Below are 24,760 nucleotides of genomic sequence, written 5' to 3'. Positions count from 1 at the left end.
AGAATAAAAAAGCACCCGCCGTCAAAAGGTAGGGGAGCAGAGCGTAACGGCGGACGCTTGGGTAATTGGCGCTGCATGTGGCAGCGAGTGGCCTGCTGTATCTGTATTTCAACCGCTTCACTGACGCGCTGGAGCGCTAACCTCGACGCCTGTTTTGCGACAGCTTGTTCTTGCATTGAGCCAAACGAGTTCATGTTTGTGTTGTAAGTCGGCCGCAGGTCAGCCCATCGATTCGTTGTCACAAGGCACTCAGCCGCGCCCGCGCGACCCTCGATCCGTTGGGGCGGCCTAACAGATCGCTGATGCGTTGCCCGGCTGCGACCAGCGCATCCAGATCGATACCCGTCTCGATGCCCAGGCCGTTAAGCATGTAGAGCACATCCTCGCTGGCAACGTTGCCGCTGGCACCCTTGGCGTAAGGGCAGCCGCCGAGCCCGGCGACCGAGCTGTCGAATACGCAGAGGCCTTCCAGCAGGCTGGCATAGATATTCGCCAGCGCCTGACCATAGGTGTCGTGGAAGTGGCCGGCGAGCTTGTCGCGCGGCACCTCGCGGCTGACGGCCTCGATCAGTTGGCGGGTTTTACCCGGCGTGCCGGTGCCAATGGTGTCGCCCAGCGAGACCTCGTAGCAGCCCATGGCGAATAATTCGCGCGCGACGTGGGCGACGCGCTGCGGATCGATCTCCCCTTCGTAGGGACAACCCAGCACGCAGGACACGTAGCCACGCACCTGAATGCCGTTTTCGCGCGCCGCTTCCATCAGCGGGGCGAAGCGCGCCAGGCTCTCGTCGATGGAGCAATTGATGTTCTTCTGCGAGAACGCCTCGGACGCGGCGCCGAACACCGCGACTTCGTTGACACCGGCTTCGATGGCCGCTTCGAGGCCTTTCAGGTTCGGCGTCAGGGCCGCATAGGTCACGCCCGGTTTTTGCCGGATCTGCGCGAAAACCTCGGCCGAGCCGGCCATCTGTGGCACCCACTTGGGCGACACGAAACTGCCGACCTCGATGTACTGCAGGCCGGCGGCGCTGAGGTCGTCCACCAGCCGCACTTTGTCGGCGACGCTGATCGGCTGCTTTTCGTTCTGCAGGCCGTCGCGGGGGCCGACTTCCACCAGACGGACGTGTTTGGGCAGAGTCATGTGTCCTCCATGGGTGTCGCGATGTTTGCAGCGTCACCTGGGTTAGGGGTCAGATCGTGAGACCTTTTCATCGTGCCTGGTGGGCTGAAGCCCACCCTACAAGGCTAGTCTGTGGCGTGAGCCACCCATATAAGCGGGGTGCAGAATCTCAGCAGGGTAGGCCGGGCGGCGCTCCGCTTCAGCTCACCAATGCCATGCAGAAGTTTCCGCATCACGCCGTTTTCCATCCTGCGTCAGGCGTCTTCCAGCTCCAGCAATACCGCACCTTCGCTGACCATATCGCCTTCGGCATAAAACAGACCTTTGACCACGCCTGCCTGTTGCGCACGGATGCTGTGCTCCATCTTCATCGCTTCGAGCACGATGAGCGTGGCGCCGGCCTCGACGCTTTGCCCGGCCTCGACCAGCACCCGAACGATGCTGCCGTTCATGGGCGCGGTCAGGCCGCCGTGGTGCTGGTGGCTGGCCTCGACTTCAGCGATGGGGTCGAACGCGGTTACGGCGTGCAGCTCGCCATTGCATTCCAGATAGAGCGTGCAGCCCTGGCGGATGGCTTTTGGAAGATGCGTGATCTCGGTTGCGGCGCGACTGCTCACGCGTACCTGACGGCTCTCGCCATTGCACATCAGATGCACACTGGTTTGCGCCGGTAATCCGAAGCGCAGGCCATCGCGCTTGGCCCATGGTGAGTGGAGATCGTCTTCACGGACCTTGGCCGGCTCGGTCTGCACGAAGAGCTCGCCGGCCAGTTGCCAGAATTCATCGGCCAATTCGCCAGGTTTGCGCATCAGCTCCGCTTCATGACGCGGAATGAAACCGGTGTCCAGTTCCGCGTCGGCAAAAGCAGGGTGGCCAATTACGCGCCGCAGAAAAGCCAAGTTGGTCCGCACGCCGCCGACGTAGGTTTCATCGAGCATAGTCAGCAGTCGCAGGCGCGCTTCCTCGCGGTTCTCGCCCCAGGCGATCAGCTTGCCGAGCATCGGATCGTAGAAGGGTGAAACCGTATCGCCTTCGGCCACACCGCTGTCGACACGACGGCCCGGGCCGGGGGCGGATTCGCGGTACAGATCCAGCGTGCCGGTGGCGGGCAGGAAGTCATTATCCGGGTCTTCGGCATACAGCCGCACCTCGATGGCGTGGCCGTTGAGCGGAACCTGATCCTGAGTGATCGGCAGCGGTTCGCCACGGGCGACACGGATCTGCCAGGCCACCAGATCGAGGCCGGTGATGGCCTCGGTCACCGGATGCTCGACCTGCAACCGCGTGTTCATCTCCATAAAGAAGAACTCGCCACGCGCATCGAGCAGGAATTCGACCGTGCCTGCACCGACGTAACCGATAGCCTGCGCGGCCTTGACCGCCGCTTCGCCCATCGCCCGGCGCAGCTCGGGCGACAGTCCCGGTGCGGGCGCCTCCTCGACGACCTTCTGATGGCGGCGCTGGATCGAGCAATCGCGTTCATTGAGATACAGGCAGTTGCCGTGCTGGTCGGCGAATACCTGGATCTCCACATGGCGCGGCTTGAGCACGTACTTCTCGACCAGCATCCGCGAGTCGCCGAACGAGGATTGCGCCTCGCGCTGGGCCGATTGCAGCGCTTCGGCCAGATCCGCCTCGCGCTCGACCACCTTCATGCCTTTACCGCCGCCGCCGGCAGTGGCTTTGAGCAGCACCGGAAAACCGATCTTTTCCGCGGCCGTGCGGAAGGTCTCTACGTCCTGCGCCTCGCCGTGATAGCCGGGCACCAGCGGCACGCCGGCTCTTTCCATCAACGCCTTGGCGGCGGACTTGCTGCCCATGGCGTCAATGGCCGAGGCGGGTGGGCCAAGGAAGATCAGCCCGGCGTCTTCAATGGCGCGAGCGAAGCCAGCGTTTTCGGAGAGAAAGCCGTAACCGGGGTGAATCGCCTGGGCGCCGCTGGCCTTGGCAGCAGCGATCAGTTTGTCGATCAGCAGATAGCTCTCGGCCGGCTTGGCGCCGCCGAGGTCGATGCGGATGTCGGCCTCGCGGGTATGCCGTGCGTCACGGTCGATGGCGCTGTGCACGGCCACGGTGGTCAGGCCCATGGCCTTGGCGGTGCGCATCACGCGGCAGGCGATCTCGCCGCGGTTGGCGACCAGGAGGGTAGTGATATGTTGTTTGCTCATGAATGCTGTTCCTGCCAGGCCGGCTGGCGTTTTTCGAGGAAAGCGCGCAGGCCTTCTTGGCCTTCCGGGCTGGTTCGCACGCTAGCGATGACACCTTCGGTATAGGTACGCAACGAGGGTTTGAGCGCGCCGCTGCCGACCTGATGAAGCAGGCCCTTGGTGGCCCGCATGGCCTGCGGACTGTTAAGCAGCAAATTGCCAAGCAGCTTCTCTACCTTTTCATCGAGCTGCTCGCTCGAACAGCTTTCTGCAAAGAGCCCCAGCTCGCGGGCACATTCACCGCTGAAGCGCTCGGCAGTGAGGGCGTAGCGTCGGGTGGCGCGTTCGCCAATCGCCTGGACGACGAAGGGGCTGATCACGGCTGGTGCCAGGCCAATGCGCACCTCGGACAGCGACAGCTGGGCATCAGCCGTTCCGATGGCCATGTCGCAGCAGGCAATGAGACCAACCGCGCCGCCAAAAGCCGCACCTTGAACAACGGCCAGCGTGGGTATTTTCAGGTGATAGAGCTTGTGCATCAGCTCGCCCAACTCGTGGGCGTCGCGCACGTTGGCGTTGTAATCGAGGCGAGCGGAATCTTGCATCCACGCCAGATCCGCACCCGCCGAGAAATGCTTGCCGCGACCGCGCAGCAGCAGGAAACGCAGCGACTTATCGCTCTGCACTTCATTGAGCACCAGGATCAGCTCGCGAATCATCTCGGCATTGAAGGCATTGTTCTTTTCCGGACGGTTGAGCCAGAGCGTGGCGAAACCTTTCTCGGAATTCTCAAGTTCAATGGTTTGAAAGGACGACGTGCTCATAAATTGTTCCTGCAAACGAAGGCCTACGGCCCTTGGCTTAAGGCCGAAAGCTGGACGTCTAGCCTCCAGCCTCCAGCGCCTTTGTCGATTTTTAATTACATCCGGAACACGCCAAAGCGGGTCGGCTCGATGGGCGCATTGAGGGAGGCCGATAGCGCCAGGCCCAACACATCACGGGTTTGCGCGGGATCAATCACGCCGTCATCCCACAGCCGCGCGCTGGAATAATACGGATGGCCCTGATGCTCGTACTGCTCAAGAATCGGTTGTTTGAGCTGGGCTTCCTCTTCGGCCGAAAACGTTTGCCCGCTACGCTCAGCCTGTTCGCGCTTGACCTGAGCCAGCACGCCGGCGGCCTGTTGCGCTCCCATCACGCCAATCCGCGCGTTGGGCCACATCCACAAGAAACGCGGGTCATAGGCGCGGCCGCACATGCCGTAGTTGCCCGCACCAAAGCTGCCCCCGATGATCACCGTAAACTTGGGCACCTTGGCGCAGGCCACCGCGGTCACCAGCTTGGCGCCATGCTTGGCGATGCCGCCGGCCTCGTATTTCTGCCCGACCATGAAGCCTGTGATGTTCTGCAGGAACAGCAGCGGGATGCCGCGCTGACAGGCCAGCTCGATGAAGTGCGCGCCCTTCTGCGCGGACTCAGCGAACAGGATGCCGTTGTTGGCCAGAATCGCGATGGGATAGCCCTGTATATGCGCGAAGCCGCAGACCAGCGTGCTGCCGTACAGCGCCTTGAATTCGTCGAACACCGAACCGTCGACGAGGCGGGCGATTACCTCGCGGACGTCGAACGGCTGCTTGGCATCGGCGGGGATGACGCCATACAACTCCTCGCCATCGAACAACGGCGCAATCGGTGCGCGACTGTTCACTTCACCACGCTTGCGCCAGTTGAGGTTGGCGATGCTGCGGCGAGCCAGCGAAAGGGCGTGCTCATCATTCTCGGCGTAGTGGTCGGCCACGCCGGAGGTCTTGCAATGCACATCGGCACCGCCCAGGTCTTCGGCCGTCACCACTTCTCCGGTGGCGGCTTTGACCAATGGAGGGCCGGCGAGAAAGATGGTCGCCTGATTGCGCACCATGATGGCTTCGTCCGCCATCGCCGGCACGTAGGCGCCGCCAGCGGTGCAGGAACCCATCACCACGGCAATCTGCGGAATGCCCATGGCGCTCATGTTGGCCTGATTGAAGAAAATGCGGCCGAAGTGCTCCCGATCAGGAAATACCTCGTCCTGACGCGGCAGGTTGGCGCCGCCGGAATCCACCAGATAGATGCACGGCAGGCGATTCTGCTGCGCGATGGTCTGCGCGCGCAGATGCTTTTTCACGGTGAGCGGATAGTAGCTGCCGCCTTTTACCGTCGCGTCGTTGGCGATGATCATGCACTCGACGCCCTCGACCCGGCCGATGCCGGCCACCAACCCGGCCGCTGGGACCTCTTCGCCGTAAACCTCATGGGCAGCCAGTTGGCTGACCTCGAGAAACGGCGAGCCAGCGTCGAGCAATCGGTTGATGCGTTCGCGCGGCAGGAGCTTGCCGCGCGAGGTGTGGCGCAGCTGCGCCTTCTCGCCACCGCCTTCATGGACACGACCGAGCAGGGCGCGAAGGTCCTCGACTTGGGCGAGCATCGCTCCACGGTTCGCGGCGAACTCAGGCGAGCGGGTGTTGATCTGGGTATGCAGGATAGCCATAAAATCCTCGAAAAAGCGCTATAGGCTGGAGGCTGGACGAGGAACGAGGCGGCTTCTCATCGTAGGGTGGACCCGCACCACACTGCGGGCGGTGGGCTGAAGCCCACCCTACAGACTGGACGGCAAACGAGTCCGCTTCGTCCAGCCTTCGGCCTCGAGCCTCCAGCCGCTTTTTTATTTCGTTTCGTTGAACAGCTCGCGGCCGATCAACATCCGACGAATCTCGCTGGTGCCGGCACCGATCTCGTAGAGCTTGGCGTCGCGCCACAGGCGCCCGACTGGGAATTCGTTGATGTAGCCGTTGCCGCCCAAGATCTGGATCGCTTCACCGGCAAGCCAGGTCGCCTTTTCAGCCGCGTAAAGGATGACACCGGCACAGTCCTTGCGAACCTGACGGACATGACCACTGCCCTGCGCATCGAGGTGCTTGCCCACGGCGTACAGATACGCGCGGCATGCCTGTTGAGTGGTGTACATGTCGGCAACCTTGCCCTGAATCAGCTGGAACTCGCCGATGCTTTGGCCGAACTGCTTGCGGTCGTGGATGTAGGGGATGACCACATCCATTGCCGCCTGCATCAGGCCCAGTGGTCCGCCGCTGAGTACCGCGCGCTCGTAGTCGAGGCCGCTCATCAGCACCTTGACGCCTTCGCCGACACCGCCCAGTACGTTCTCTTCCGGCACCTCGACATCCTGAAACACCAGTTCGCCAGTGTGCGAGCCGCGCATGCCGAGCTTGTCGAGCTTCTGCGCAACCGAGAAACCGGGGGCGCCTTTTTCTAGGATGAAAGCGGTCATGCCCTTGGGGCCTGCAGCCAGATCGGTTTTGGCGTAGACCACCAGCACATCGCAATCGGGGCCGTTGGTGATCCACATCTTGGTACCGTTGAGCACGTAGCGGTCGCCTTTCTTATCGGCGCGCAGCTTCATCGAAACCACGTCCGAACCGGCGTTGGGTTCGCTCATGGCCAATGCGCCGATGTGCTCCCCTGAAATCAGCTTGGGTAGAAACTTGCGCTTTTGCGCCTCGCTGCCGTTGCGGTTGATCTGGTTGACACAGAGGTTGGAGTGGGCGCCGTAGGACAAGCCGATGCCGCCAGCGGCGCGGGATATTTCTTCCATGGCGATCATGTGCGCCAGGTAACCCATGCCGGAGCCGCCGTATTCTTCTGAAACGGTCAGGCCAAGCAGACCCATGTCGCCAAACTTGCGCCAAAGGTCCATCGGGAATTGATCGGTACGGTCCGCTTCCTCAGCACGCGGGGCGATTTCCTTTGCAGCGAAACCGGCAACGGAATCGCGCAACATGTCAATTTCCTCACCGAGGAAAAAATCCAATCCGGGCAAGCCACTCATGGTCCAGCTCTCCTATTGTCATTGTTGGTTCCTTTGGAAACGCCGCTGGCTCGCTCAAGAGCCAACCGGCAGCGTTGTTCCGCAAGGTCTAGTTCGGCCTGCATCTTTTGAATGTCCTGCACCTGCCGATTGAGCTGCTGACGCCTGTTTGAGATCGTTTCCAGCAACCGGCTCAGCTGCATGCTGTTGCCGCCGGCTGGGCAGTACATGCTGATCAATTCCTTGCATTCTGACAGCGACAGTCCGATGCGCTTGCCACGCATGATCAGCTCGAGCGTTACCCGATCGCGCTGCGAGTAGAGGCGCGTCTGACCGCGTCGCTCGGGCAGCAGCAAGCCCTGCTCCTCATAGAAGCGAATGGCACGAGTGGTCACCGTCATCTCGCGAGCCAGTTCGGAAATGCTGAATACGTCGGGTATGTTCACTCGTGACTACCTGTCCTTCACGTTAACGTCTGCTGGTATCGGCGGAAACGGCAGTCGCCAGCCCATCCGGTTGTCTCTAAATGTTGGGTCGCCCGGCTTCGCTTGAGGCCGGGCACCGCATCAAAGCTGGACAGCGTCGATGCGTTTCGATGTCCCGGGCTGGCTTGCGTCATAAAAGTTCGAGCCGGAGCGCAGTTGTGTCAGCAGCTGCGATTTTCGGCTCTCGGCATGCGAGAGGTAGCGTTCCTTGACCGGGCCATAACCGCGTACCGCATCTGGCAGCTCGGCCAGTCTCACAGCCAGACTGAGGTTGTCCGCCGTTACCGCAGTCAGGAGTTCGTCAAGCAACTCTTCGTAACTTTGCAGCCAGTGCCGCTCAACCTTGCGCTCCTGGGTGTAGCCGAAAGGATCGATCCAGGTGTTGCGCATGAATTTCAGCTTGGCCAGCAGCTTGAAACCCTTGAGCATCCAGGGGCCGAAGCTCTTCTTGGCTGGCTCAGTGCCGGACTCGGCATTGTTGAGCACAGGCGGCGCGAGGTGAAAACGCAGGCTGTAATCGCCTTCGAACGTCGCCTCGATCTTTTTCAGGAAGTCGCCATTGGTGAACAGTCGCGCCACTTCATACTCGTCCTTGATCGCCAGGACCTTGAAATAGTAGTGAGCCACTGCTGCTGTGAGCGCGCCAGGCTGGCCGACGAGCGCCGTTTCCTTGGTGCTGAATTGCTCCACGCGATCCAGATAACGCTTTGCGAGTGCGGTGTTCTGATAGTCGGTGAGGTAGCTGCTACGCCGTTCGATGGTCTCCTCCAGCGTCTGCGAGAGTTGCCGATCGCGGATCTGGACCTTGCCGGACTCCAACTTGTACTGCACGCGAAGCAGATCGACCGCTGCGCGACGGCCCCAGACAAAAGCGTTGCGGTTGAATTCCACGGCCGTGCCGTTCAGTTCGATTGCCTGCATCAGGGCCGCTTCGCCCACCGGCAGCCAGCCCTTCTGATAGGCGTAACCCAGCATGAAAGTGTTGGTGGCGATCGAGTCTCCCATCAGTGCGGTGGCGAGCTTGCTGGCGTCTATGAAGGTCGCCTGGCCGTCGCCTACCGCTTCGCGAATCTGTGCTGCCATGTCGCCGGTCTGGAAGTGCGGGTCCGGGTGCGCTTCAAGGTCGCCGCTCTCCGCCTGCATGGCAAAAGTACGGACGAAGGCGCTGGTGATGCTTTCTTCACTGTTGACCACCGCATGGGTCACACCCTGGCGCATCTTCAACAGCGTTTCGGTGTTGGCACTGACCACCAGATCGCAGCCAAGTAGCAGGCTGGCTTCGCCCTCGGCGATGCGCGGGGCGAAAAGCTGATCCTGCTGAGCGGCAATGCGGATATGCGACCACACCGCGCCACCTTTCTGCGCCATGCCGGCCATGTCGAGGTTCAGCGCGCCCTTGCCTTCGATGAAGGCGGCCATGCCGAGCAGGGCGCCGATAGTGACCACGCCAGTGCCGCCAACGCCAGTGACCAGGATGCTATAGGGCTCATCCAGCGTCAGCGGTGCGGGCTGTGGCAGGTCCCAGTGGTCCTCGGGCTTTTCCACCAATGCCTTGGGCTTGCGCAGCTTGCCGCCTTCGACTGTGACGAAGCTCGGGCAGAAGCCAGAAAGGCAGGTGAAGTCCTTGTTGCAGGACGACTGGTCGATTTCCCGCTTGCGGCCGAATTCAGTTTCTACTGCAACCACGGACATGCAGTTGGATTTACTGCTGCAGTCGCCGCAGCCTTCACAGACGGCCTCGTTGATCACCACACGGCGCGCCGGGTCCGGAAATTTGCCGCGCTTGCGCCGGCGCCGTTTTTCGGCGGCACAGGTCTGGTCGTAGATGATCGCTGATACGCCATTGAATTCACGCAGCTCGTTCTGCACGTCGTCCATGCGGTCCCGGCGATACACCGGAACGCCGGGGGCGAGGTCCTTTACGTGTTCATATTTGTCCGTGTCTTCGCTGACCACCACGATATTAGTAACGCCTTCGGCGGCCAACTGGCGAGAGATCTGCGACACGCTGAGCGTACCGTCGACAGGCTGGCCGCCGGTCATCGCCACCGCGTCGTTGTAGAGGATTTTGTAGGTGATCGAAACCTTGGCAGCCACAGCCGCGCGGATCGCCAGCAGGCCGGAGTGGAAATAGGTGCCGTCGCCGAGATTGGCGAACACATGCCTGGTTTCGGTGAAGGGCGCCTGGCCAACCCAGGCGACGCCTTCGCCACCCATCTGGCTGAATGTCTGGGTTTGCGGGTAGATCCAGGCAGCCATGTAGTGACAACCGATTCCCGCCAGCGCTCGGCTGCCTTCTGGAACCTTGGTGGACGTGTTGTGCGGGCAACCGGAGCAGTAATGCGGCACGCGATCCATCAGGTTGACCAGATGGCCCTTGCTGCACAGTTGTGCTTCCAGGACGGCCAGGCGTACCTGCAACTCACCGCCCTGGTAGACCCGCAGAATCCGCCGCGCCAGCGCACGGGCGATTTGTGCGGGCGTCAGCTCTCCGATTGCCGGCAGCAGCCAGTCAGTATGTGGCCGCGCCCATTCGCCCTTGTCGTCGAACTTGCCGACGATGGCGGGGCGCACATCCTCGCGCCAGTTGTAGAGTTCTTCCTTGAGCTGGTACTCGATCATGTGGCGCTTTTCCTCCACCACCACGATTTCTTCCAGGCCCTCGGCGAACTGCCGCACGCCTTCGGCCTCGAGCGGCCAGATCATCCCTACCTTGTAGACACGCAGCCCAATTTGCTGAGCGATTGCATCGTCGATGCCGAGAATCTTCAGCGCCTGACACACGTCCAGATACGACTTGCCAGAGGTGATGATGCCCAGGCGCGCCTTGGGCGAATCGATCACGATGCGGTCGAGGCGGTTGGCACGGGCATAGGCCAGAGCGGCGTAAACCTTGTGCTCGAACAGGCGCTTTTCCTGATCCAGTGGCGGGTCCGGCCAGCGGATGTTCATGCCACCTTCCGGCATTGGCACGACGGGGATGATCGGCTGCACGCGCTGCGGATCGACGTCGACGATGGCGGCGCTTTCAACGGTGTCGGCGACTGCCTTGAGCGCAACCCAACAGCCGGAGAAGCGCGACATGGCCCAGCCATGCATGCCGTAGTCCAGGTATTCCTGCACGCCGGACGGCGCCAGCACTGGCATCATCACGGCCTTGAAGATGTGTTCGGTCTGGTGTGGCAGGGACGACGACTTGGCGCCGTGGTCGTCACCGGCGATTGCCAGCACACCGCCGAAACGCGAGGTGCCTGCGGCATTGGCGTGGCGGAACACATCGCCACAGCGATCCACGCCCGGACCCTTGCCGTACCAGATGCCGAAAACGCCGTCGTACTTGGCGCCTTCGAAAATGTTGACCTGCTGGGTACCCCACAGCGAAGTTGCCGCCAGGTCCTCATTGACGCCTGGCTGGAAGTGCACGTGGTGTTCCTTCAGATGGTCGCGAGCCTTCCATAGCGCCTGATCGAACCCGCCAAGGGGCGAGCCGCGATAGCCAGAGACGAAGCCTGCTGTATTAAGCCCATTCTCTAGGTCGCGCTGGCGCTGCATCAACGGCAGACGCACCAGCGCCTGGATACCCGTCATCAGGACTTTGCCGGTCTGCTGGACGTACTTGTCGTCCAGCGATGGGGTTTTGCTCATGGCCAACCTCCGATTGTTCTTGTCTGCGCGGCACATGGCGGCGAAGTGTATTTGAACAAATTATCGGTTTACGTGTAAATATCGTAAAACGATAAAATCGGCTACCAGATATCAGATAAACAGATATCTGGTGGGTGGAGAATGAAGAAATCACCGGGATGCAGCGTTTTTCTCGGCGGAGCCGCTTGGATAAAGAATGACCGCCATTGAGCGATCACTCGGTTCGCTATTACTTCGCCAGTTCGGCTTCTATCGTCTGTTGCAGGCGCGGGTCGTCCGGACTGACATCCGGCGCGAAACGCGCCACCACTTGGCCGTTGCGGCCGACGACGAACTTTTCAAAGTTCCAGAGTACCTCCGGGGCTGCGTTGGTCTCGATGCCATAACCGGCGAGGCGCTCACGCATGGGGCCTTCACCCGTAGCGCTTGGCTGGGCGCCGGTCAGTTCCGCATAAAGCGGATGACGATCCTCACCAGCAACGGAAATCTTGGCGAAAAGCGGGAACTGCACGTTATAGGTCAAGGCGCAGAATTCCTTGATGTCCTGATCGGTGCCCGGCTCCTGTTCCTTGAAGTTGTTGGCGGGGAATGCCAGCACCTCCAAGCCTTGTTCGCGCTTGTCTTCGTAGAGCTTTTCCAGTCCTTCGTACTGCGGCGTCAGCCCGCATTTGGACGCCACATTGACGACCAGCAATACCTTGCCTTTATAGCGCTCCAGCGTAAGCGATTGCCCATCATTGGACTGCACCGGGATAGCGAAGATTGAAGCCATGGATGTCTTCCTTCTGTTATGAAATGTCCAGCCTAGACGAAATTTACCGAAGTGAAGCAGTCAAACGATACAAATATGTGAAAAGTGATCATTTTATACGGCTGGCACCGTTTTATCCTCTGTTTGCCGGTTAGCCATCGAGTTGCGCGCAGCACAGACAGAGGGTTTCGCTAGAGAGTTATCGCTGGACAAAATACGTTAAAATGTTCAACTAATGGACGGTTTCACCCCGACAACAAGACAGACAAGAAGGAGATTCGCATGCGTGCAGCCATCATTTCCGAGCGTAATGCCCTACCGATAGTCGGTGAGTTTCGCGAGCCCGAGCCGCAGCAGGGCGCCGTCATGATCGACGTCGACACCGCCGGCCTGGGCGGCTGGGACGTGCTCGGCGCTTATCGGCTCGGTGTCGAGTACCCCTGTGTGATTCGTGGCGAAGGTGTCGGCCGTGCCGAAGATGGCCGTCGAGTGTATTTCGGTGAGCGTTCGGTTCTGCCGTTCGGTGCCTGGGCCGAGCGCACACTGGTACCTGCCGCGGAAGTCTGGAACGTTCCTGACGATGTCGATGACAAGACCGCGATCAGCATGGGTATCGCTGGCACTGGCGCCCTCGTGCCGCTGGAAACGGCGCACATCCAGAAAGGCGAAAAAGTGCTCGTGCTCGGCGCTACCGGAACGCTTGGCCAAATCGCGCTGCAATTGGCCCGTGGAATGGGTGCCGGAAAGGTGGTGGGCGCGGCGCGTTCTGCCGAAGCACTGACGCGCTTGAAGTCGCGCGGCATCGCCGATGACGTGGTCACGCTGGGCAGTGCCGATGATGTAGCCGCGCTGAAGGAAGCAGCCGATGGCGGTTTCGACGTGGTGCTGGATCTGGTGTGCGGTCAACCCATGCTGAACGCCTTGAAGGCGACCAACTGGGGTGCACGGATCGTGACGGTCGGAACCGGGGCGGGACGCAAGCTTGATCTGGATATCGCCGATCTACTGTTCCGCTCGCTGTCGTGCATCGGCACGGGCCAGCGTCCACCTGCCGATCGTGAGCAAATCTGGCTGCGTCTGCTGAAAATCGCGAAAGAGCAGCAGCTTCAGATCGACTACGTGGACTACACACTTGATCAGGCTGCCGAGGCCTGGGCTGCGCAGGTGTCTGGCCCGCACGCGAAAATCACGGCGAGCGTTCGCCGCTGAGCCAATGTACAGGCCGGCCGCCTCGCGCTAGCCGGCCGAGCGTCGTGGTTTCTGGATCGGCTTGATGGGACGGCTATGACGGGGCGCCCTGCTAAACGGACTATGGTGGCGGCACTGGTTGTACCCTTTCGGCCCAATCCTGACCAGGCGGGCGCTGCCTGGCGGTCAGCTCGAAGTAGTGGAAAACTTAGGGAGCGACAATGGATATCCGCAGGATGAATAGAGCGTCAATACTCATGCTGTTCTTGATTATTGCCGTGCCGGCTCAAGCCGGGCGCATACAAGAAGAGCTGCAGACGACCCAGGAACTACGATCCCTAGCCTTTCTGACTTGTGCAAATGCGTTGGTATATTTCAATCAGAACGGAAGCCCCTACGAGTTGCGTAACAAGCAGGGCTATGAGCAACGGATGCTCCGCTTGCGAAGCCTGACCAAAAGTCTGGGCGTTGCGGACGTTATAGATGAAGTGCAGCGCCTGCAAACACGCCTCGATGATACTGACAAGTTACCCCAAACCAGCGCGGCGCTACGCTCTACCGAACCCTCTTATTCACGTAGGTTGTTGCCGGTAATCGAGTCGCACGCACATCTACAAGCCTTACTGGATGCCCATTACGCCGAGCTGCAGGGTGATGAGCCTCTGGGTGAGCTTGGAAAACTACACGCCATCAGCCGCGCTATGGGCGAATTGCTGGTGAACTATCAGATGGCGTCGTTCAATCGTCATGGCGCCGAAACATGGATACTGAGAGACGAGAGAACCCATCCAACTCGATCACGAAGTGGTCGGTGCGTTCGAGCGTTTGTCGGCCGACCATCCGGCACTTGCCGAGGCGCTTGAGCATGCGGCACGCGAGTACTCGTTCATCCGCGGCGTGATCCTCAAACAGGACGGCAATTGGGCGCCCAACGGGGCTGAACGCTATATGCGGTCGACAATTACCGACATCGACCAAATCGCCAAAGGATCGCTCCAGTAACATTGCCTGCCGCTTCTGGTGTGTGATGCCCGGCGGCAAGCGGTTTCGCGTATTTGTGCTTTTTGTCCGGCGTGGCGATCATCACTACGGGGCATCGCGTGATTGCGAGCTGCGATGCCTTGGCCCGGCAGGTCAGTCGGCGGCAGGCCAGGTGCCGTTGTTCATCAGGCTATCGAATGCTTTTGTCATTTCGTTGGCCGAACTAGGGTAGTCATGACGCACCCACCACAGCCATGTGCCGATCAGTGCGCCCACGAAGCTGCGCACCGCCACCTCTCCGCGCAATCCGCTGCACTCGTAGATGCCATGTTTGCGGTAGTGCTCGCGCACCAGAATCAGTAGCAAATTTTCGAGGTGAGCAAGAACGATCGCTTGTGAAGGACTGTTGAAGAATGAGGTGGTCAGGGCTGCATGCCGCACGGTGGCGTTGAACAGCCATGCTGAAACATCGAGCACGATACGTTTTTCCCCGGCGACATCGCAAACGCGGGTTTGCGGCAGGCCGATGGACTCATAACCGGCCACCAGCAAGTCTTCCTTGTCACGAAAGTGTGCATAGAACGTCGAGCGTGCTACCCCGGTATGGCTGAGCAGTTCCTGCACTGAGATGTCCCGAAAATCCTTTTCCAACGCCAATCGATACATCCCGTCCAGAAGCAGCTCTCGGGTTCGCTGTGTGCGTAACGCGTGGCGCTTGCTGGCCATGTCGGGCTTGGTCGGTCGTTCCGGCGCGGCAGAGATGTGCTGCTTCATCCTTTACCTCTGCGGAGTGTGTTTGTCGGTCGTGGCGCCAGTACCTGTAAGCGTAGCTGGCATGAGCATGGAGACTGGCACGCGCGCTTCACGGCGGACAAGACTTGTTCGATTGAGCGAGCGCAACAGTCGTCTCTGTGCGGCGAAATCGAACAGATCGGGAATTCTGTCCGTTGTGGATTCTTCAGTCGAAACCTACCTTTCTTTCACCCCCAAGCACCGGGAGCTCGCAGATGGGCGTCGATCAAGCCGCTCCGGTTAGTTGTTGAACGTTAGTTGTTGAGCGGCTGAGGGCAGAGGTGCGGTCGGTTAATCAACCAGCGAAGTGCTTGCATCGGCAACGCCCACAACCCGTGAAATAGAACGCATCAAGCAGATCGCGACATGCAATCCATTCAAACGACAGAAGAATAACAATGAGCCAATCCTACGATTACATCATTGTCGGCGCCGGTTCTGCCGGCTGCGTGATGGCCAACCGGCTATCCGCCGACCCGAGCGTTTCGGTACTGCTCATCGAAAGCGGCCCCGACCATACCAGTCCCTTAATCGCCATGCCGCGCGGGATCGGCAAATTGCTGATGGCCGGCAACCCGCATGTATGGGATTACCAGGCCTCGCGCGGTGAAGGCATGGCCACTGAATTGTGGCTCAAGGGTAAAGCCATCGGCGGCTCCAGTTCGGTCAACGGCATGGTCTACGTGCGCGGCGCGCCGGCAGATTACGATGGCTGGGAAGCGCAAGGTTGCTACGGCTGGGGTTGGGCGGACATTGGCCGACAGTTCGTCGCGCTGGAGGACCATCACCTTGGCGCATCCCAGTGGCGTGGCGCTGGCGGCCCGCTCAAGGTCACCGTACATCCATCGGGCGATCCGCTATGCGAAGCCATCATCAACGCCGCCGGCTCGATAGGCACTGCGCGGGTTGCCGACACCAATCATGTGGATTCAGTCAGCAACGGTGGCTTCGGTTACCAGCCGCAGACCACCTGGAACGGGCAACGCTTCAGCGCGGCCAAGGCATTTCTCGATTCGGTGCGGGATCGTCCGAACCTGACCGTGATGACTGGCACGCACGTCCAGCGCATCGAGTTCAGCCAGCGCCGCGCGGTTGCCGTGCATATAGCAGGCAAGGGCGGCGAACAGTCGTTTGGCGTGCGCCGGGAAGTGGTGTTGTGCGCGGGCGCCATCGAGTCGCCAAAGCTGTTGCAGTTGTCCGGCATCGGGCCGGCAGAATTGTTGAAGCAGCATGGCATTGCGCTCGTGCAGGACTCACCGGACGTAGGTCGCAACCTGCGTGAGCACGTCTATATGGCGGTACAGTATCGGGTTACCAGCGGCAGCCTGAATCATTGTTTTGCAGGCTTCGGCCTGCTGCGTTCGGTGGCGCAATATTTCTTCAGCAAGAAAGGCCCAATGACCCACGCCGCGCACGAAGCGGGCGGTTTCGTGAAGACCCGGCCGGGCCTGGATCGCCCGGATGCGCAGATCGGCGTCAGCCTGTATTCCATGGATGGCGACGGCAAGACGGTGATGATCGACAAGCATCCCGGCCTGACCATTGGCGGTTATTTCATGCATCCCCAGAGCCAGGGCGAAATCACCATCCAGTCGGCCGATCCAGCCGTGCCGCCGAAGATCGTAGCCAACTACCTAACCGCCGAGGCCGATCGGGTCGCCGCCATCTCGCTGCTGCGCTGGATCCGCCGTCTGGCGGCCGAACCGGCGCTCAAGCCGTTCATCGTTCAGGAGCTGACGCCGGGATCGCAGGTGCAAAGCGATGAGGAAATCCTCGCCGCGTTCCGCCGGTTCGGACAGACCGCTTTTCATGTTTCCGGCACCTGTCGGATGGGCGCGGACAGCGATTCGGTGCTCGATCCCGAGCTGAGGGTGCGCGGGGTCGAGGGCGTCCGTGTCGTCGATACCTCGATCATGCCGAGCCTTGTCTCGGGCAACACCAATGCGCCGGCGATGGTCATTGCCATGCGCGCCGCCGAAATCATCACTGGCACCGCTGTCACTGGCATAACCAAAGGAGCTGTAGCGGCATGAGCATTCCATTTACGCAGCTGAACAAACTCTATATCGATGGCGCCTGGGTTTCGGCAAACGGTCCGACCGAAGCCGTGCTCAACCCCGCCACCGAGGAAGTGATCGGCCAAGCGCCGGTGGGCGATACCGCCAGTGTCGACGCCGCTATTGACGCCGCACGTCGTGCGTTCGATAGCGGCCCCTGGCCGTGGCTGAGCATGGCCGAGCGTGCCGGTTATATGCGCCGTATGCACAGTGCACTGGTGGCGCGCCGGGAGGAAATCGCCGCGCTGATCATCGCCGAGGTCGGCTGCGCGCAAGGTGTTACCTATGCGATGCAGGTCGATATGCCGCTGGCTCATGTGCTCAAAGCCATCGACCAGTCGCTGCACGACGCGACACAGCAGATTCCTGTGGAAGCAACGCCCAATCCGTTCAACCCGGGCGGGCCGATGATCCTCGGCAGCGGCAGCATCGAGCGCGAACCGATCGGCGTGGTTTCAGGCATCACCGGCTATAACTTCCCGTTTTTGCTCAATCTGGCGAAGATCTTCCCGGCGCTGCTGGCGGGCAACACGCTGGTGCTCAAGCCGTCACCGTTCACGCCTTACTCGGCACTGCAGTTCGGTGAAATCGCCGAGCAAATCGGTTTGCCCAAGGGCGTGCTCAATATTGTCACCGGCGGAGTCGAGGTTGGCAGCCTGCTAAGCAGCGATCCGCGGGTGGATATGGTGTCGTTCACCGGCTCCGAAGCGGTGGGTGTGAGCATCATGTCCCAGGCTGCGCCGACGCTGAAGCGTCTGCACCTTGAACTGGGCGGTAAATCTGCTTTGATCGTGCGGCCCGACGCCGACATCCAGGGCACGGCCCTGGGCGCCATTGCCGGTCTGACGGTAAACGCCGGCCAGGGCTGCGCCTTGCTTACGCGCTTCCTGGTGCACAACTCGATCCGAGAGCAGTTCGTACAAATGGCCAAGGCGGTGGCCAGCCAGATGAAGATTGGCAACCCGGCCGACCCGAGCGTGGTGATGGGTCCACTGATTCGTGAATCGCAGCGGGCCAAGGTCGAGCATTTCGTTGCCAGTGGCCGCGATTCGGGCGCCACGCTGGTATGCGGAGGCGGTCGCCCGCAGGGCTTGGACAAAGGCTTCTTCAGCGATATCACCCTGTTCGATGACGTGCGCAACGACATGACCATCGCCCAGGAGGAAATCTTCGGGCCAGTGGGCGTGGTCATCGGTTTCGATACCGATGAAGAGGCCATCGCCATCGCCAACGATTCGCGCTATGGCCTCAATGGCGCGGTCGCCACGGCCGACGCCGCGGTTGCCTACCAAATGGCCCGACGCATCCGCGCGGGCAGCGTTTATATCAACGGTGGCGGCGGCAAGATGCCCTATGCGCCAATCGGCGGCTTCAAGCGCTCGGGCATCGGTCGCGAGTTCGGTCCGGACTGGCTGAAAGAGTTCACTCAGGAAAAATCCATCATTTATCCCATCGGGCGCTAAGCCGTTCGGCAACACACGGCGCCGTTCATGGCGCCATCCCGATCGGTTTTCGAAAGCTCATTAACGGCCCCTTGTGGGCCGTTTTTTTTGCCCAGCAAACGGCTGCGCCCTCGCTGATCTTCCGTGGCGCTTGCAGGCAGGCGTGATGCATTTCAGCGATATCGCTTTGCATTTGAGCGATAGCCGGTTTCGTTGTGTCGCCGTGAGTCGTCCCGTCTACTGAAGCAGCTGCCCCTGGCTAGAGGGGCGCGCAGGTCAGCTGACAATAAAAACAATGGGCGCGACGGAGAATGTGATGTTCAAGACCACGTTAATTGCCAATTCGGCGCTGATCCTGGCGGCGGTTCTCGTCTGGGGCAGTCAGGCGCAGGCGGCTCAATACGATCTCGGCAACCCCGACCTCTCGATGCGTTGGGACAACACCTTGCGCTACAACCTGGGTATTCGTGCCGAGAGTCGTGATGACGCATTGGCCAACAACGCCACTTATGACGAATCCGACTCCAAGTTCGACCGCGGCGATGTGGTGACCAATCGCGTCGACCTGATGAGCGAATTCGAGTTGGCCTACAAGCGCTACCACGGTTTTCGCATCAGCGGCGCAGCCTGGTATGACCAGGCGTATTCCGATACCGATGTCGAAACCGGTTCGGGCGCGGTGTACTACCCAGGCGCGTTTCCCGGTGCGAGTGTTCCGAGCTATCGCGGTGGGGAATATTCGAGCCATACCAAGCGTTATCACCATGGCCCCAGCGGCGAACTGCTGGATGCCTTCGCGTTTACCCGCTTCTATGTAGGTGACGCCCCCGTCAGCGTGCGGGCCGGTCGGCATACGGTGTACTGGGGCAACGGACTCCTGATCGCGGGACATGCGTTGTCGTATTCCCAGGCACCGCTGGATGGCCGCAAGGCGCTCGCCAATCCGGGCACCGAAACACGGGAAATCTTCCTGCCGCTGGCTCAGGTTTCGGCCCAGGCACAGGTCACCGACCGACTATCCGTCGCCGGCCAATATTTCTTCGAGTGGGACAGCACCCGGGCGCCGGAAGGCGGGACCTATCTGGCCTCGGCCGATGTCGCCCTAGAAGGTCCCAACCAGTTGCCGGTTGCGCCGGGTTTCGCGCGTCCCATCGTCGATGCGCTGGAACCCGGCGACAACGGCAATTGGGGCGTAATGGCCAGTTACGGGCTGGACTTCATGCATTCCGAGGTCAGCGCCTATTACCGTGAATTCGATGACTACGCGCCGTGGGGCCTGCAGGTCGGGCCGGATTTTGCCCGCTACGTGTACGCCGAAAACACCAAGCTCTACGGTCTGGGCTGGTCGATGGGGCCGGTGCTGGGTGGCGCTTCAGTAGGTATCGATCTTTCCTACCGCAAGGATGCGCCCTTGATATCCAGTGGCATCAGCCTGGCGGACAACCAGGGCGCGCGTGGCGACACCCTGCATATGGTGGTCAACGGGTTGTGGCTGTTGCCGCGCACGGACTATTTCGACACCGGGACCCTGATCGCCGAGATGGCTTACAGCCATCTGGACAAGGTCACCCATAACGAGAGCCTGTTCCGCGGCGAAGGCTACGGCGGCTGCGCAGCGGGGCAGGACAAGGAGTGGGGTTGCGCCACGCGCAACTATGTCGGCGCGGCGCTCAGCTTCACGCCGCAGTGGCTGGGTGTGTTCCCCGGCTGGAACCTGTCCATGCCCATGAGCGTGGATTACGGCATCTCCGGCAACGCTGCGACAGGTGGCGGCAACGAAGGCCGCTACACCTACAAGGTCGGCGTGAAGGCGCTGTTCGACGAGCGCTACGACTTCACCCTGGCTTACATCGGCTATGGCAGCCAGCGCAACTACGACGATATCGCCGGCGTCGGCAAGACCGTCGTCGGCGGCAGCGGCGACATCGGCCTGTCCGACCGTAACTGGCTATCGCTCACATTCAGCACGGCATTCTGAATAGATCACCACGCGTCGGCCTGCATGCAGGCCCGCCGCGAATCTGCGCGCTTTTCCGGCATTGCCGAGACTTTGCTCGACGAGCAAGCGCGCTTTCCAGGCAATGACAAAAACAACGATGACTGGAGGTATACATGTTCTTCAACCGATCTGTGACCGGGTTGCTGGCCGCCATGAGCGCAGCGTCAGCATTCGCAGCGCCTTATACGCCCGCTGACCTTGGCAATGAGCTGACCCGATTCGGTGCGATAGCCGCAGGCAACGAAGCGGGCACCATCCCGCCCTATGACGGTGGTCTAAAAGTACCGGCGGGCCTGAAGCCCGGCGACGGTCAATGGCCGAATCCGTTCGAAGGAGAGACGCCTCGGGTGCGGGTAACGGCGGCCAACGCTAATGAATACGCCGAGCAGCTCTCATCGGGGCAGATGAAATTGCTCAAGCAGTACCCCAACACCTATTACATGGACATCTACCCGACCCACCGAACCGCGGCATTCCCAGATGCATTTCTAGCGGCCACCGAGCGCAATGCGAAGAGTTCGGAGTGCAAGACCATTAACGAAGGCCTTTCGATCACCGAAGCCTGCCGGGGTGGTTTGCCTTTTCCGCTGCCCGAAAGCGGTGAGCAGGTGATGTGGAACTACATCCTCAACTATCAGGGGGTAAACGGTTGGGATTGGAACCACAGCGCCTATGTCGTCAACCAGGGCCACTCCACGCTGACTAACACCAATCAATCCACAGGCGAAAAACCGTATTACCAGATCGGCGTAGACGGTCGTGACCCGGCGATAGCCCAGCGCATATGGTCGCGGGTCGTTGCGCCAGCACGCACCGCAGGGCAGGCATCCGGTTACTGGGATTACCTCGACCCCGTGGAGAACTCGCGCTACGCCTGGAGCTACACCACCGGCCAGCGCCGAGTCCGTCAAGCGCCCGAATTCAATTACGACACGCCCAACTCGGCCTTTGGCGGCGTGGCGTTCTATGACGAGATCTTCCTTTTCTCGGGAAAGATGGATCGCTTCGACTGGAAGCTGGTCGGCAAGAAGGAAATGTTCATTCCCTACAGCAATTACAAGTTGAAGTGGGGCTGCGACATGGATACCAAACTAATGCCCAACCACATCAATCCTGACTGCGAGCGCTGGGAGCTGCACCGCGTCTGGGTGGTCGAGGCAACCCGCAAGGAGGGCGTTCGCCACGCGCAGAGCAAACGCCGCTACTACATCGACGAGGACACCTTTGGCGCAGCGGTTTACGACGCCTGGGACGACAGCGGCGAAATGTTCCGGGCCGGCTCCCAATACAACATCCAGGCCTACGGCATTCCCAACAATCCTCAGCAGGACGCCTACTCGCTGTACGACTTCACCCGCAGCCAGTACGGCATGTTCGGCAACGGCCCGACGCGCTATCGCGACAAACCGATCGCCGAGCGCGAAGCCAATCCACAAACCATAGCCGGCGGCCAGACGCGCTGAGCACCGCGCGGGGCGATCGCCGTGGCCGTCGCTGAAAGCGGGGCAGGCGATCGCTGCCGCCGCTGGAGTTACGGGTGGCCTAGATGAATAAAGAAGAGGGGCGTTGTTGATGAGCAATCGACTGGAAAACAAAGTGGCGCTGATCACCGGCGCGGGCAGCGGCATCGGCCGCGCATGCGCTCAGATGTTTGCGAAGCAGGGCGCTCAGGTCGTGGTGACCGACCTCTACGCCGACGCGGCCGAGCGCGTCGCCGAAGACATCTCCCAGGCGGGGGGCAAGGCGATAGGGATGAAGGCCGATGTGGGCCGCGAGGAGGATCTGGCCCAGATGGTCGAGGCGGCGATGACAACCTTTGGCCGTCTCGACGTGCTGTTCAACAACGCCGTGAACAAGAACCCCGACACCGCAAGAGACGTGGACTTCCTCAATTTCAACGAGGATCTGTTCCACGACAACATGCGCGTCAACGTCTTGGGCGGCGTGCTCGCCTGCAAACACGCGCTGCCGCACATGCTCGAGCAGGGGCAGGGCTCGATCATCTTCACCTCGTCCACCAGCTCGATTGCCGGTGAAGTTGCCCAGTTCAGCTATGGCGCTTCGAAGGCCGCAGTGAACTGGTACGTGCAAACGCTGGCGGCAACCTTCGGTAAGCGCGGCGTGCGCTGCAACGCAATCCTGCCGGGCGTGATTCGCACCGCCGCCCTCGATGGCTGGGCCAACGACAAGATGGTGCAGGGCTTTGTGGATATCCAGAACGTGCCGCGCCTCGGCCTGCCCGAAGACATCGGCGCGATGGCCGTTTACCTCGCCTCGGACGAATCGAGCTACGTCAACGGCGCGCTCATGCGAGTCGACGGCGGCATGAGCTGTACCACGCCGATGGTGCCGGTGGTACGCGCCTATCTCTGAACATTACCCGTCCTCCGGCGGGAGACGTCATCACCTTTCCTGGGAAGCAAACATGGGCATACGACAAGAAACGTTTATCCGCGAATTCCTCGACGCCTGGGGCGACGGCACGGCCGAATCGCGCCCGCAGCTCGACAGGATCATTTCGATGATGGCCGAGGACGCCGTCTGGCAACTGTGGGTGCCGGGCGGGCCCGTCATTCGGGGGCGCGAGGCGCTCAGGCGCGAGATTGAGCGGCAGATGAGCTACGTCACCCACAACAAATGCACGATCCGCCAGATCGTGTCTTCGGATGACGTGGTCATGACCGAGCGCGACGACTATGCCGTGTCCAGCGGCAAACCGATGCCGCATTCGATGGTGGCCGTCTATGAACTCGACGAGCAGGGCCTGATCAAGGCCTGGCGCGAATATCTCGATACTGCGGATCTGGCCAAGAAGCTCGGTGTATCGGTCGCCGACGTCGGCGGGCCGAGCCTTCAAGCGGCTGAGCGCTGAGCCCCATTGTTTAGGAGTTTGGAATGGATACGGCAGTAAAAGAACAACAAAGCGCCACTGCAACCGACGAAGGCAAATTGACGGCATTCGTCGAGCAGCTCACGGGTGGGCGGGTCACGAACATGCAGCGGCTGGTTCGCTGGCGTCCGGCGTGGAATCTCGAAGTCGATATCAATGGCCAGACGCAGCGCCTGCACCTGCGAGGCGAACGCGGCGGCGACGTCAGCCCCTTTCCCGACCTGCGCCGCGAAGCCGAGATACTCATGTTGCTTGGCCAGCAGGGCATTCCCGTGCCACGGATTCACGGGTTCTGCGAAGACCCTCCGGCCATCGTCATGGAGCTGGTGCGCGGGACGCGCGATCTTTCCGCTGCTCGCAGCGACGAAGAACGGCGCGATCTGGCTCGCCAGTACGTGCGGGTCATGGCCGCCATGCATCAGTTGCCTGTCGAGCCCTTCGTGGCGCAGGGCATCGACCGGCCCGAGGGCGCCGAGGCGATCTCGCTGGCGGGGTTGGAGGCGTACTACCCGCTCTACGAACGCAACAAGACCCGACCGCAACCCTTGGTTGAATTCGCTCTCCGCTGGCTGCGCCGCAACGTACCCATGCACCGCACCGAGGCGCGGTTCGTGCAATACGACTCGGGCCAGTACCTGTTCGAGAACGGACAGTTGAACGCGCTCTATGACTTCGAGTTCGCGATGATCGGTGACCCGTTGGCCGACCTCGCCTCGGCGCGTATGCGCGACAACTATGAACCGCTGGGCGACACCTTCAGTGATCTTTATCGCTACTACCAGGACGTCACGGGCGAGCGGCCGGAGCCGGACGTGGTGCGCTTCCACACCGCCCTGTTTTCCACCGTGAGTGCCATGCAGTTTTCCTGCACGGTGGCGACGCCGCAACCGGGGGACCCGCACGATACCTACACCGAATTCGACATCGCCTTGCGTCGTGTAGTGGTGCATGCGCTGGCCGAGGCGATGGGTGTTCCCCTGGAAACCCCGGCACTGGACATCGCCACGCAAGGGCCGAACACGGCATTGCTGATGATGCTCGAGGATGCCGTCGCGCAGGTGAAGGTGGGTGATGAGTTTCAGCAATCCAAGCTCAAGTCGGTGAGCAAGCTGGTCGAGTATCTCGTCAAGGGAGACGCCATGACGTTGCGATTACAGGCATTGGAACAGGCGGACGCCGAAGCGCTGCTGGGCCGCACATTCGACCATTACAGCGAGATCGACGCGGCATTGGAGGACTTCGTGCGCAGCGCCGGCCCGGAATATGACGAGCCCTTGTTGAAACTGTTCATGAAACACATCGAGCGGCGCGTGCTGGTGTTCGGCGGCACCGCGATTGGTGGCTCGGCGAGCCATATCGATCTGCCGCCGATCGAGCCCCGCTGAAACCGGCCAATCATTG

At 61.1% G+C, this 24,760-nt stretch carries 18 protein-coding genes; 9 read left to right on the top strand and 9 right to left on the bottom strand.

The features are described 5' to 3' along the window. Positions 1-238 precede the first annotated feature (238 nt). The 8 genes from NA619_RS12075 to NA619_RS12040 form a co-directional block, all read right to left on the bottom strand. Positions 239-1,141 carry a hydroxymethylglutaryl-CoA lyase gene (locus NA619_RS12075; RefSeq protein ID WP_255962099.1) on the bottom strand — a complete coding sequence of 301 codons (903 nt, stop codon included), beginning with the start codon at positions 1,139-1,141 and terminating at the stop codon, positions 239-241. 233 nt (positions 1,142-1,374) lie between these two features. Further along, on the bottom strand, positions 1,375-3,288 hold the full coding sequence (locus tag NA619_RS12070; RefSeq protein WP_255962098.1) for an acetyl/propionyl/methylcrotonyl-CoA carboxylase subunit alpha: 1,914 nt from the start codon (positions 3,286-3,288) through the stop codon (positions 1,375-1,377). After that, a complete protein-coding gene (locus NA619_RS12065) occupies positions 3,285-4,091 on the bottom strand; it encodes a gamma-carboxygeranoyl-CoA hydratase (protein ID WP_255962097.1) in 807 nt (268 codons plus the stop codon). Before NA619_RS12065 ends, NA619_RS12070 begins: the two co-directional genes overlap by 4 nt. A gap of 95 nt (positions 4,092-4,186) precedes the next feature. Next, positions 4,187-5,794: a carboxyl transferase domain-containing protein gene (locus tag NA619_RS12060; RefSeq protein WP_255962096.1), complete on the bottom strand. Its 1,608-nt coding sequence runs from the start codon at positions 5,792-5,794 to the stop codon at positions 4,187-4,189. A gap of 174 nt (positions 5,795-5,968) precedes the next feature. Next, positions 5,969-7,150 (bottom strand): isovaleryl-CoA dehydrogenase, encoded by a 1,182-nt coding sequence (locus NA619_RS12055; RefSeq protein ID WP_255962095.1) that lies wholly within the window; start codon positions 7,148-7,150, stop codon positions 5,969-5,971. Beyond that, a complete protein-coding gene (locus NA619_RS12050) occupies positions 7,147-7,569 on the bottom strand; it encodes a MerR family transcriptional regulator (protein ID WP_255962156.1) in 423 nt (140 codons plus the stop codon). Before NA619_RS12050 ends, NA619_RS12055 begins: the two co-directional genes overlap by 4 nt. 126 nt (positions 7,570-7,695) lie before the next feature. Beyond that, positions 7,696-11,259, bottom strand: coding sequence for an indolepyruvate ferredoxin oxidoreductase family protein (locus tag NA619_RS12045; protein ID WP_255962094.1), 3,564 nt, complete (start codon positions 11,257-11,259; stop codon positions 7,696-7,698). Positions 11,260-11,488: 229 nt separating this feature from the next. Next, entirely contained in the window at positions 11,489-12,031 is a 543-nt protein-coding gene (locus NA619_RS12040; protein ID WP_255962092.1) for a glutathione peroxidase, read from the bottom strand. A gap of 261 nt (positions 12,032-12,292) precedes the next feature. Between NA619_RS12040 and NA619_RS12035 the strand changes: the two genes are divergently transcribed. Together NA619_RS12035 and NA619_RS12030 are read left to right on the top strand one after the other, a co-directional pair. Next, positions 12,293-13,219, top strand: coding sequence for a quinone oxidoreductase family protein (locus NA619_RS12035; RefSeq protein ID WP_255962091.1), 927 nt, complete (start codon positions 12,293-12,295; stop codon positions 13,217-13,219). Between the two features lie 200 nt (positions 13,220-13,419). Continuing rightward, entirely contained in the window at positions 13,420-14,061 is a 642-nt protein-coding gene (locus tag NA619_RS12030; RefSeq protein WP_255962090.1) for a hypothetical protein, read from the top strand. Between the two features lie 271 nt (positions 14,062-14,332). Here the strand turns inward: NA619_RS12030 and NA619_RS12025 are convergent, their stop codons facing one another. Next, on the bottom strand, positions 14,333-14,953 hold the full coding sequence (locus NA619_RS12025) for a TetR/AcrR family transcriptional regulator (RefSeq protein ID WP_255962089.1): 621 nt from the start codon (positions 14,951-14,953) through the stop codon (positions 14,333-14,335). A gap of 416 nt (positions 14,954-15,369) precedes the next feature. Between NA619_RS12025 and NA619_RS12020 the strand changes: the two genes are divergently transcribed. The 7 genes from NA619_RS12020 (at position 15,370) to NA619_RS11990 (ending at position 24,744) form a co-directional block, all read left to right on the top strand. After that, positions 15,370-17,004: a GMC family oxidoreductase gene (locus tag NA619_RS12020; protein ID WP_255962088.1), complete on the top strand. Its 1,635-nt coding sequence runs from the start codon at positions 15,370-15,372 to the stop codon at positions 17,002-17,004. Further along, complete coding sequence (locus NA619_RS12015) at positions 17,001-18,491, top strand: aldehyde dehydrogenase family protein (protein ID WP_255962087.1); 1,491 nt, start codon at positions 17,001-17,003, stop codon at positions 18,489-18,491. Before NA619_RS12020 ends, NA619_RS12015 begins: the two co-directional genes overlap by 4 nt. A 295-nt stretch (positions 18,492-18,786) precedes the next feature. Then, entirely contained in the window at positions 18,787-20,448 is a 1,662-nt protein-coding gene (locus tag NA619_RS12010) for a DUF1302 domain-containing protein (protein WP_255962086.1), read from the top strand. Between the two features lie 134 nt (positions 20,449-20,582). Next, positions 20,583-21,932, top strand: a complete 1,350-nt coding sequence (locus NA619_RS12005) for a DUF1329 domain-containing protein (RefSeq protein WP_423836825.1) — start codon at positions 20,583-20,585, stop codon at positions 21,930-21,932. 109 nt (positions 21,933-22,041) lie between these two features. Beyond that, positions 22,042-22,842 carry an SDR family NAD(P)-dependent oxidoreductase gene (locus NA619_RS12000; RefSeq protein ID WP_255962085.1) on the top strand — a complete coding sequence of 267 codons (801 nt, stop codon included), beginning with the start codon at positions 22,042-22,044 and terminating at the stop codon, positions 22,840-22,842. Between the two features lie 52 nt (positions 22,843-22,894). Then, positions 22,895-23,341: a nuclear transport factor 2 family protein gene (locus tag NA619_RS11995; RefSeq protein WP_021208018.1), complete on the top strand. Its 447-nt coding sequence runs from the start codon at positions 22,895-22,897 to the stop codon at positions 23,339-23,341. 23 nt (positions 23,342-23,364) lie between these two features. Then, positions 23,365-24,744 carry a phosphotransferase family protein gene (locus NA619_RS11990; RefSeq protein ID WP_255962084.1) on the top strand — a complete coding sequence of 460 codons (1,380 nt, stop codon included), beginning with the start codon at positions 23,365-23,367 and terminating at the stop codon, positions 24,742-24,744. Positions 24,745-24,760 lie beyond the last annotated feature (16 nt).

Origin of the sequence: Stutzerimonas stutzeri, from assembly GCF_024448895.1 — a bacterium.
Classification (GTDB): domain Bacteria; phylum Pseudomonadota; class Gammaproteobacteria; order Pseudomonadales; family Pseudomonadaceae; genus Stutzerimonas; species Stutzerimonas stutzeri_Q.
The sequence above is the reverse complement of the archived record's forward strand: the minus strand, read 5'-3'. Positions and strand labels throughout refer to the sequence as shown.

Excerpts from the sequence above, each read along its gene's own strand:
- NA619_RS12060 (WP_255962096.1), bottom strand. The coding sequence starts at position 5,794 with ATGGCTATCCTGCATACCCAGATCAACACCCGCTCGCCTGAGTTCGCC.
- NA619_RS12025 (WP_255962089.1), bottom strand. The coding sequence starts at position 14,953 with ATGAAGCAGCACATCTCTGCCGCGCCGGAACGACCGACCAAGCCCGAC.
- NA619_RS11990 (WP_255962084.1), top strand. The coding sequence starts at position 23,365 with ATGGATACGGCAGTAAAAGAACAACAAAGCGCCACTGCAACCGACGAA.
- NA619_RS12055 (WP_255962095.1), bottom strand. The coding sequence starts at position 7,150 with ATGAGTGGCTTGCCCGGATTGGATTTTTTCCTCGGTGAGGAAATTGAC.
- NA619_RS12075 (WP_255962099.1), bottom strand. The coding sequence starts at position 1,141 with ATGACTCTGCCCAAACACGTCCGTCTGGTGGAAGTCGGCCCCCGCGAC.
- NA619_RS12040 (WP_255962092.1), bottom strand. The coding sequence starts at position 12,031 with ATGGCTTCAATCTTCGCTATCCCGGTGCAGTCCAATGATGGGCAATCG.
- NA619_RS12065 (WP_255962097.1), bottom strand. The coding sequence starts at position 4,091 with ATGAGCACGTCGTCCTTTCAAACCATTGAACTTGAGAATTCCGAGAAA.
- NA619_RS12015 (WP_255962087.1), top strand. The coding sequence starts at position 17,001 with ATGAGCATTCCATTTACGCAGCTGAACAAACTCTATATCGATGGCGCC.
- NA619_RS12005 (WP_423836825.1), top strand. The coding sequence starts at position 20,583 with ATGTTCTTCAACCGATCTGTGACCGGGTTGCTGGCCGCCATGAGCGCA.
- NA619_RS12030 (WP_255962090.1), top strand. The coding sequence starts at position 13,420 with ATGGATATCCGCAGGATGAATAGAGCGTCAATACTCATGCTGTTCTTG.
- NA619_RS12010 (WP_255962086.1), top strand. The coding sequence starts at position 18,787 with ATGTTCAAGACCACGTTAATTGCCAATTCGGCGCTGATCCTGGCGGCG.
- NA619_RS12045 (WP_255962094.1), bottom strand. The coding sequence starts at position 11,259 with ATGAGCAAAACCCCATCGCTGGACGACAAGTACGTCCAGCAGACCGGC.
- NA619_RS12070 (WP_255962098.1), bottom strand. The coding sequence starts at position 3,288 with ATGAGCAAACAACATATCACTACCCTCCTGGTCGCCAACCGCGGCGAG.
- NA619_RS11995 (WP_021208018.1), top strand. The coding sequence starts at position 22,895 with ATGGGCATACGACAAGAAACGTTTATCCGCGAATTCCTCGACGCCTGG.
- NA619_RS12000 (WP_255962085.1), top strand. The coding sequence starts at position 22,042 with ATGAGCAATCGACTGGAAAACAAAGTGGCGCTGATCACCGGCGCGGGC.
- NA619_RS12020 (WP_255962088.1), top strand. The coding sequence starts at position 15,370 with ATGAGCCAATCCTACGATTACATCATTGTCGGCGCCGGTTCTGCCGGC.
- NA619_RS12035 (WP_255962091.1), top strand. The coding sequence starts at position 12,293 with ATGCGTGCAGCCATCATTTCCGAGCGTAATGCCCTACCGATAGTCGGT.